General features: G+C 43.8%; 2 protein-coding genes, 1 tRNA gene and 1 pseudogene. 3 read left to right on the forward strand and 1 reads right to left on the reverse strand.

Features of this window, described 5'->3' with window-relative positions; all coding sequences use genetic code 11:
* Nucleotides 1-253: 253 nt before the first annotated feature.
* The gene (locus AWW72_RS14700) at nucleotides 254-1552 is read left to right on the forward strand and encodes an SRPBCC family protein (protein ID WP_062847838.1); all 1299 of its coding nucleotides are present in this window, start codon (nucleotides 254-256) and stop codon (nucleotides 1550-1552) included.
* 41 nt (nucleotides 1553-1593) lie between these two features.
* On the opposite strand, the gene AWW72_RS14705 is transcribed toward AWW72_RS14700, so the two are convergent.
* Nucleotides 1594-1670: transfer RNA gene (locus AWW72_RS14705), tRNA-Arg, on the reverse strand.
* 512 nt (nucleotides 1671-2182) lie between these two features.
* Here AWW72_RS14705 and AWW72_RS14710 point away from each other — a divergent pair.
* Both AWW72_RS14710 and AWW72_RS14715 read left to right on the forward strand, forming a co-directional pair.
* Nucleotides 2183-7396 carry a beta strand repeat-containing protein gene (locus tag AWW72_RS14710; RefSeq protein ID WP_062847839.1) on the forward strand — a complete coding sequence of 1738 codons (5214 nt, stop codon included), beginning with the start codon at nucleotides 2183-2185 and terminating at the stop codon, nucleotides 7394-7396.
* A gap of 640 nt (nucleotides 7397-8036) precedes the next feature.
* Nucleotides 8037-8971: pseudogene (locus AWW72_RS14715) on the forward strand (beta strand repeat-containing protein); the annotation flags it as partial.

Below are 8971 nucleotides of genomic sequence, written 5' to 3' on the forward strand. Positions count from 1 at the left end.
CCTTAATTGTTCTTTTTTATATATATTCATGTTTGATTTGCTATTTGTGAGCACTGAAAAAAAATAGACATTTATTAAGCCATTTAGATCTTTTTTATGACTCAATCCAAGGAAATAAACCTTCTGAATAAGTTTTACACAACACGACTATTTTTTAACGCTAAAAAATCTTATTAATAATCGGCAGGGATATCTCAGTCATGAGGTATTAACCTCTGTCCACCAAATCACAAATAAAAATCAAAGGAATGTGATGCGTTATTTGAATGGTCTACTTGTCTCTTGTATTTTTTTAGGCATCACACAAAGTTGTTTTGCACAGATTCTGTCATGGAATGACAATATTCCCAGTGCCTTACAACCATTTCAGAACAATCCACAAACATTGGCAAGCTATACCCAAAACAATATTTTTATCTTTGGACATCCTGTAACAAAAACTGCTGTGCCGACCTTAAAAACCAATCCTCAGCCCAGTGTGAGTTTCAATTCAGCCGCGATTATTGTGCCTGTCAATGCCCAACAGGTCGCCAAAACCCTGACTGACTTTAGTCAATATGTCGGTTTATTTCCCACCTTGAAATCTGCTAAAACACTGCAACAATCAGGCAATATTGTGCAGATGAAATATCGGGTATCAATTCCAACTCCCATTCCTGTATTGAATTTCAATGAAGATGTCACCTTACAGCATCAGATCAAATCCAATAGTATTTCCAGCTTGGTGATTGATGCGCCTATTCCCTACGGCGTAGGCAAATTTGAATGGTTTGCATTGGATGAGCACCGTACCTTAATTACCTTGACTCAATGGGGCGATTTAAATCAACCGAAGGGTTTTATTTTTAAGAAAATTCTGAATGCCATTCCCGAAGCTAAGCTAGGTGTACCAAGTAGCAGCAATGCCTTTGTTTTGGAAGCCTTACGCAACCGCTTTAATAAGCAGACGGTCACGCCATTAAATGCAGGACAACTCCCGACACCACAATTAAATCCAGCTCAGCTCGCCAAAATCAGCCAGTTGATTCAGACTACGCAACAACCAGTAAGCTTTATTCATGCACCCACCAGTGTCCTTTATACGCATGGGCGGGAAGCCATGCGTTTTACCACCACCTATCAATTTTATAAACAGTCACCGCAGCAACTGCAAAAATGGTTAACACCCGCTGCCTATCCGGAATTGTTTCCTCGCCAGATTAAAAAAGTCATTACCACACCGATTCAGAATCAGGGGCAAGATGCTGATATTCAGGTCAATGTGGGGCTTGGCGTTATCAATATCCCGTTCGCTTTTAAATTACGTTTTAATTATCCAGAAGCGACTAAAAGTAGTTTTTATGCCAATGGTGGAGATTTAAGATTTATTAAAGGCGAGATGCGATTTACTGAGATGAATCAAGGCACTTTATTTAAAATGACCAGTAGTATGAAAGTCGATGAGAAAGCACCCTTTTTATTAAGAGCAATGCGAAGCCTGCCTTATCATGAGGTTCTACCAGCCGTTGGCGGTAATGCTGTCTTTGTTCAGAAACTCAAGGCAAAAATTTGAGGCACAAAAAAACCGCATTTAAGCGGTTTCTTTTTTCAAATTGGTGCGCTCAGAGAGATTCGAACTCCCGACCCCTTAGTTCGTAGCCAAGTGCTCTATCCAGCTGAGCTATGAGCGCATATTTGATGGAGGGCATTATACGCACTTTTTAGTAAAAGATAAGTCCTTTTTCCAAAGTTATCGATCAACTGGCTATAGATTCAGCACATGATCCAGATACGATCAGTGTAGCAGAGCCCGATTGACTAAAAAAAGTGTTATTCAGCGATATCATTAAAAATATCATCATGGGCCAATTCAAATCAGTACCTAAAAAGAACTTAAAATAGATTAGTTATTAAAATTCAATTAACTAATTAATTTTTCGATACATCATCATAAATGACTCTGTAATTTTTATAAATAATCTATAATTTCATAATATTAATAACAATTAAAACCCAGACTATAAAATCAAATTCCAATTCTTTGTTTTATATCAATTTTATAACCCATTAAAAATATGATACATACTGCAATATTGACATTAAAGCGTTAATCAACCAATACTAATTAGTACATTATGAGACAGGAGTCACATAATTATTAAGCTAAATAAAACAAAACTTTAATAATTATAGGTATATCGACATGTTATTTAAAAATATTTTATCACCAATTACGGGTATTCTCTCGCTTTCGAGTAGTAATAGCCAAGCAACGGCGCCAGTTCCTGTTAACACTGTATCGACAACAAATCATGTTCAGGTCGAAGATACCACCATCACCAATAATAGTAATGGTTCAGGTGATGGTTTATTAGGCGGTGTTATCACAGGCAATGGTCATCAAAATTACGGTGTTGGGGTTGGTAACGCCCAAGATCTTAATTTTCCTTTCCCTTTTACGACAGCTTTTCATTCATTAGGCAACTCATTCCCTTGGCTTGGAGGTACGTCATCCGTAAATACGGCGACGACAACATCTTCGACTCACGTCCAAGACAATGACATTATCAATAACAGCAATACTGGCGCAGGTGCTGGGAATGGCAGCAATGGCGGTTTATTAAGCGGTATCGCTTCTGGAAACGGCGATCATAATTATGGCGTTGGGAATGGCAACGGAGATGATGCCAATCTTACGACACCTGTTACAGTGCCATTCGAAGCTTTAGGTAATTCTGTTGCAGCGCTTGGTAATGGCGATCTGGAGTCAGTTAATACAACACCAACCAGCTCAACTACACTCATTGAAGACAATGACACCACCAATAATAGCAATACTGGCACTGGCGCTGGGAACGGCAATGGTGGTGGCTTACTAAATGGTGTGGCAGCAGGAAATGGCGAACACAATTATGGCATTGGTAATGGAAACGGTGATGATGCAACGGTCACGATTCCATGGACGACACCTGTTCAAGCGGTAGGTAATTCGATTGCTGGCTTGGGTAGTGGTGATGTGAATTCTATAAATACCGCACCGACCTCCTCCTCTACCCACATTCAAGATAATGACACCATCAATAACAGCAATACAGGTACTGGTGCTGCGGGCAACGGCAGTGGTGGTGGCTGGTTAAATGGTGTCGGTGCTGGAAATGGTGAACAGAACTATGGCATTGGCAATGGTAACGGTGATGATGCCAGTATCACGACACCCGTCACAGCACCATTTCAGGTACTCGGCAATTCAGTTGCAGGTCTTGGTGGCGGTGATGTGAACTCCGTTAATACAGCACCAACTTCAGCGTCCAATGTGATTCAAGACAACGATACAACTGACAACAGCAATCAAGGTGCAGGTGTCGGAGGTTCAGGTAATGGCTTAGGTGGCTTACTCAACGGCATTAGTGCAGGCAATGATGAACATAATTACGGAATTGGCAATGGCAACGGTGACGATGCCAGCGTAACCGTACCGTGGACTACGCCAGTGCATGTACTCGGCAACTCATTTGCAGGTTTAGGCGATGGCGATGTGAACTCGACCAATACCGCACCAACCACCACGTCCAACATTATTCAGGACAATGACACAACGGATAACAGCAATAGTGGAACAGGTCTAGGTGGCGTGGGTAATGGTGTTGGTGGCTGGGGCAATGGTCCTGCCGCAGGCAATGGCGAACAAAACTATGGTATCGGGAATGGCAATGGAGATGATGTCGATATTACTGTACCTTGGACTACACCATTGAATGTACTCGGCAACTCTGTTGGCGGTGGTGGCAATAACTCATCTACCAATTCAGCACCAACCACCACACTGAACCATGTTCAGGACAATGACAGCACTGATAATAGCAATAGTGGAACAGGTACAGGTGGCACTGGCAATGGTCTGGGTGGCTTACTCAATGGTATCAGCGCTGGCAATGGTGAACACAACTACGGCATCGGCAATGGTAACGGTGATGACGCAGACTGGACTTCTCCAGTTGTGACTCCAATCAATGCCATGGGGAATAATGTTTCATGGTTCGGCAGCAATGATCCGGCTCATACAGGCAATACCTCAGTCAATAATGGATCAACCAATACCACCAACATCGTAGAAGACAATGATCATATCGACCATAGCAATAGTGGCGCAGGCGCTGCTGGCAATGGAATCGGAGGCCTACTGAGCGGTATTGGTGCAGGCAATGGTGAGCAAAACTATGGTATCGGTAATGGCAATGGTGACGATGTAGGTATCACCACACCCATCACGACGCCAATCAATGGCCTAGGCAATGAATTCTCATTCTTTGGTGATGCCAATAACTCATCTCATAATAATGCTTCGACCACCACCACCAATATTGTTCGTGACAATGACACGACAGACAATAGCAACAGCGGCGGCACAGGTGTAGGTAGTGGTTCTGGCAATGGTATCGGTGGTCTACTCAATGGTGTCGGTGCAGGCAATGGCGAACATAATTATGGTATTGGCAACGGTAATGGTGATGACGTTGGTGTGGTTATGCCAATCACCACCCCACTCAGCGGCTTGGGTAACTCGTTCTCTGTCTTTGGAGACTCGACCACAAGCTCAGTCAATAACTCATCGACCACAACCGTCAATCATTATGAAGACAACGACACCACCGACAATAGCAACAGCGGCACTGGCCTGACTGATGGCTCGGCTGGCAATGGCGTTGGTGGTTGGGGTAATGGCCCTGCATCAGGGAATGGCGACCATAACTTTGGTATTGGCAATGGTATCGGCAATGATTCTAGTGTCGTTGCACCCATCACAACGCCAATCAGCGGTTCGGGTAATGCGTTCTCCCTCTTTGGCAATGCCACTTCAAACTCAGTCAACGACTCCTCAACCAAAACCACAAACTACTTCCAGGACAATGACAGCATTAATAACGGCAACAGCAGTAGCGGTGTTGGCGGTACGGCAGGTAACGGCGTTGGTGGTGGCTTATTAAATGGTGTCGGTGCAGGCAACGGCGAGCACAACTACGGTATTGGTAATGGTATTGCTGATGATGCCAGTGTGGTTGCTCCTATTACCACGCCAATCAACGCATCGGGTAATGCCTTCTCTCTCTTTGGTAATGCCACTTCAAACTCAGTGAATAATTCTTCGACCACAACCAATAACTACTTCCAGGATAACGATACAACCAATAACAGTAATAGCGGTGGTAACGGTACTGGCAGCGGTTCAGGCAATGGCACAGGAGGCGGATTATTAAATGGTGTTGCCGCAGGTAATGGCGAACACAACTACGGTATTGGCAATGGTATTGCCGATGATGCCAGTGTGGTGATCCCGATTACGACGCCAATCAATGCATCGGGTAATGCTTTCTCGATCTTTGGTAACGCAACAGCCAACTCAACCAATAATTCCTCAACCACAACCAATAACTATGTTCAGGACAATGACTCCACCAATAATAGTAATAGTGGCGGCAATGGCCTAGGTGGCGGTTCAGGCGGCTTGCTTGGTTTGAGTGGTTTACTCAACGGTTTTGCAGCAGGTAATGGTGAACATAACTATGGCATCGGTAATGGTATTGCAGACAATGCCAGCATCGTCGCCCCGATTGCCATTCCGATTAACCTCTCAGGTAATGCAATCTCTTTATTTGGTAGTGCAACTGCCAACTCTCACAATAATTCATCGACCACAACCAATAACTATGTTCAAGACAATGACAGCATCAACAATGGGAATGGTACAGGCAACGGTGGTAGTGGTAATGGTTCAGGCGGCTTGCTCGGTGGTATTGGCGCAGGCAATGGTGAGCATAATTACGGTATTGGCAATGGTATTGGTGATGATGCCAGTATCGTGACACCGATTACGATTCCAATTAACTTCTCAGGCAATGCTATCTCGGTACTCGACCTCAGCGGTTTAAATGGTGAAGGTGAATTTAATCCACTAAGCCCTGTAACCAACATTATTCATATTGTGGCGGGTGATGGCGAAGGCGGTACAGGCCTACTCGGTACGGTGACTGGGGTTGTTGGAGGCGTCACTGGTGGTATTGGTGGTGAAGGCGGGCCTCTTGGCGCGATCACTGGAATCATCGGCGGTATTACTGGTGGTATTGGTGGTGGTGAAGGTGGGCCTCTTGGTGCAATTACTGGAATTATCGGAGGAATCACTGGTGGTATCGGTGGTGGTGAAGGTGGTCCTCTTGGTGCGATCACTGGAATCATCGGTGGAATCACTGGCGGCATCGGTGGTGGTGAAGGTGGTCCTTTAGGTTCGATCACTGACATTATCGGTGGAATCACTGGTGGTATCGGCGGCGGTGAAGGCGGTCCTCTTGGTGCGATCACTGGAATCATTGGAGGCATTACTGGTGGTGACTTAGGTAACAATCCAGTTACTGGTGTGATTCAAACTGGTATTGATGTACTCCAAGGCGTTGAAAGCCTGAAAACAGATATTATCAACACAGGTATTAGCACTGTAGGCGGCGCAATTGGTAGCGTACTTCCGGGTGTTCATCCTGTTACGGATCTGACCAATCTCGGTACCCTCACCTTTGAAACTTCTCGCGATACTGTAAACGGTACACTTGAAGCCATTTCTGATTTAGCAGGCGCTGATATTGGTGGTGCTGCGGGTGCTCTTACTGGCGTTGTCGGTACACTGATCACCAATGGTTCAACGGCTTCTGGTCTGGTTCAACATGCAGTTGGTGACCTCACTGATGTTGGTGGATTGTTAGGTGGTATTGGTGGTGGTGAAGGTGGTCCTCTTGGTGCGATCACTGGAATCATCGGCGGTATTACTGGTGGCATCGGTGGTGGCGAAGGCGGTCCTTTAGGTTCGATCACTGACATTATCGGCGGCATTACTGGTGGTATCGGTGGTGGTGAAGGCGGCCCACTTGGCGCGGTCACTAATATTATTGGTGGCATTACTGGCGGTATAGGTGGCGGTGAAGGCGGACCTTTAGGTTCGATCACTGACATTATCGGAGGAATCACTGGCGGTATCGGTGGTGGTGAAGGTGGTCCTTTAGGCTCAATTACTGACATCATTGGTGGCATTACCGGTGGTATCGGCGACGGTGACGTGATTTCTGGAGTCGCTCAACCGATTCAAATTGTGGTTGGCAGTGGTAGCTTAACTCTCGATCTTCTGCAAGACAGTCTGGGTAGCCTATCAAATGGCAATCTATTCGATGGCATTAGCAACCTTGTTCATGTCAATAACGAAGATGGTAGTGTTGATAACATCTTAACTGCGATTACTGGCACAGTTTCATCAAGTTCAGGTATTGCTGTAGGTGAGCCAAATCCAAATGGCGGCTCTTTAACAGATATTATTTCAATCACCTCACCATTATCAGGCTTAACCGATCACCTCTTCGGTTCTGTTCATCACTTTTAATCTTTAAATTTTAGAAAAGCTGCTGAGGTCAGTGGCTTTTCTATTCCCTTAGACCACAATTTCAATCTACTTAGGCAAGAATCGTAGTTTTCATTAATAAGTTTTTTTTAACAACACATTGCTGACCTATAAAAAGATCATCATTTTTTACTTGATTTTTATTTTAAAAAAACTTACCAAACAATATTAATACCATGATTTTTATCTATTTTTTAAACATACTATTTTAGTCGAAATATTTATTTTCAAATGAGTAACAAATTTTATAACTTTTCCCATTTCTACCTAAAAAAGGAGCGCTTTTGAGTGGGAAATCCATTTTAATTGACTGATAAATTTGATTATATTTTATTCTAATGAGTTTATCGCCCTTTTTAGAATAAAATACACATGTAGATTTAATAGAATGTTTTATATAAAAAAAAGAAATATTATTCAGCAACTTAAACTCAAATTTAACAATCCAGATCAATACCGTTACAGATTGACAAAATAACTGCCACATATAACACTAAAATAGATTAATGTGAATTTAATCACAAAATAATCATAGCAATTTAATAACTACTTAGAACAACACAACTTTAAAAATATAGGTATCGTTATGCTTTTTAAAAGTCTTCTATCACCCATTAAAAGCATTACTTCGAGTTTAGTCGATAGTAATAGCTCAACATCACATGTTGGCGGTTCACTCCTTGCTCCCCTGTCACTCTCTACCATTACCAATATCGTTTCAACAAATACACTCACGAATACTGTTAGCAGTATTACTGGCGGAGCAGCCAACAATCCTCTTGGGGCAGTTACAAACATTCTTGGTAGTGTGACAGGTGGAACAAGTGGTAGTCCTCTTGATTCTGTCACACATATTATTGGAGGAGTTACAGGTGGCGCTGCGGGCAATCCACTGGGCGCAGTTACCGGAATCATCGGTGGTATCACAGGTGGAACTGACGGTGGCCCATTAGGTGCCGTCACAAATATTATTGGTGGTATCACTGGCGGGGCTGGTGGCAATCCACTCGGTGCAGTAACAGGCATTATCGGTGGTATTACAGGTGGTACAGAAGGCGGCCCACTTGGCGCGGTCACTAATATTATTGGTGGCATTACTGGCGGTGATTTAGGCAATAATCCTGTCACAGGTGTAATCCAGACTGGTATTGATGTCCTTCAAGGGCTTGAAAGCTTAAAAACTGAAGTGATCAATACAGGTATTGATACGGTTGCAAATACAATTATTGGTGCAGTTCATCAATCTGAACATCCAATTGGTGATCTTGCAGATTTGGGAACGCTTACATTTGAAACCTCTCGCGACACTGTAAATGGCACACTTGAAGCCATTTCTGATTTAGCAGGCGCAGATATTGGTGGTGCTGCAAGTTCTCTTACTGGCGTTGTCGGGACACTGATCACCAATGGTTCAACAGCTTCTGGTCTGGTTCAGCATATTGCTGGTGATCTTACCAATGCAGGCGGAATCATCGGTGGTGGTGAAGGTGGTCCTCTCGGTGCAATCACAGGTATCATCGGCGGAATCACTGGTGGTCTTGGCGGTGGTGAAGGTGG

The organism is Acinetobacter sp. NRRL B-65365 (genome assembly GCF_001605865.1).
Lineage (GTDB): Bacteria > Pseudomonadota > Gammaproteobacteria > Pseudomonadales > Moraxellaceae > Acinetobacter > Acinetobacter vivianii.

Bases quoted from the DNA above. Each gene is read 5' to 3' on its own strand.
- AWW72_RS14700 (WP_062847838.1), top strand. From the start codon at position 254: ATGCGTTATTTGAATGGTCTACTTGTCTCTTGTATTTTTTTAGGCATC.
- AWW72_RS14710 (WP_062847839.1), top strand. From the start codon at position 2,183: ATGTTATTTAAAAATATTTTATCACCAATTACGGGTATTCTCTCGCTT.